This is a genomic window from Lysobacter sp. TAB13 (genome assembly GCF_052113885.1).
Classification (GTDB): Bacteria; Pseudomonadota; Gammaproteobacteria; order Xanthomonadales; family Xanthomonadaceae; genus Lysobacter; species Lysobacter gummosus.
Map to the genome: position 1 here is coordinate 1 of NZ_JBFRDR010000245.1, position 423 is coordinate 423.

The following is a 423-nucleotide window of genomic DNA, read 5'->3' on the forward strand; positions in this document are numbered from 1 at the left end:
CCGTTGAACCCATCCGCGATCGCGGAGCAGGACGGACAGCCCGCCTTGTAGTCGGGCCCGAACATGAAGTGATAGACGAGGAGCTGCGAACGTCCTCCGAACAGGTCGGCCAGCGCGACGCCGCCCTCATCGGTCTCGAAGCGGTACTCCTTGTCGACCTGCACCCAGGGCAGTTCCTGGCGCCGCCGCGCCAGATCGTCACTGCGCCGTGTCAGCTCCTTCTCGTCCTCGAGCAGCCTCAGCCGCGCGGCCAGCCACTCTTCACGCGTTCCCGTGATGTGTATCGTCATTGTCGTCGATCCTGTCGTCGGGTGACCTTCGCCACTCGCCCCGTTTGCGAAGCGGCGGGTGGTTGGCGGTGATGAGATTGATAGGGACAGGGTATCGAGGGGTGGGAGTGACAAGTGTGGCGGGATTCCGATG

1 protein-coding gene is annotated in these 423 nt (G+C 64.3%); it reads right to left on the reverse strand.

What is annotated here, in order from left to right; genetic code table 11:
* Nucleotides 1-290 (reverse strand): DUF899 family protein (locus tag AB4Y92_RS26015; RefSeq protein WP_441822250.1); only part of this gene is annotated, 290 nt, incomplete at its 3' end.
* Nucleotides 291-423 lie beyond the last annotated feature (133 nt).